Origin of the sequence: Micrococcus sp. GbtcB5, from assembly GCF_019091605.1 — a bacterium.
In the GTDB taxonomy this organism is placed as follows: Bacteria; Actinomycetota; Actinomycetes; order Actinomycetales; family Micrococcaceae; genus Micrococcus; species Micrococcus luteus.
This window is the reverse complement of sequence record NZ_JAGXJK010000394.1, coordinates 1-241: the sequence shown is the minus strand read 5'-3', so window position 1 is coordinate 241 and position 241 is coordinate 1. Positions and strand designations below refer to the sequence as shown.

1 protein-coding gene is annotated in these 241 nt (G+C 78.8%); it reads left to right on the top strand.

All coding sequences use genetic code 11. The features are described 5' to 3' along the window. Window positions 1–241, top strand: a 241-nt coding sequence (locus KVS67_RS12840; protein WP_217565532.1) for a hypothetical protein, incomplete at both ends; no start/stop codon positions are given.

The window sequence follows — 241 nt, the reverse complement described above, 5'->3', positions numbered from 1 at the left end:
GGCCCCGGCCGCGCTCGCCGCCGCCGGGCTGCCCTCCTCCGACATCACCGACGCGCTCGAGGAGAACGCCGGCCTCTTCCCCGGCGGCCAGGTCACCGAGGGCGCGACCACCTATCCCGTCCAGGCGGGCGCCGCCGTCGAGGGCCTCGAGGGCCTGCGCGGGATCGTCGTCGCTCCCTCCGGCGGCGGCGAACCGCGCACCCTGGACGAGGTCGCCCACGTCACCCTCCTGGCCGCGGCC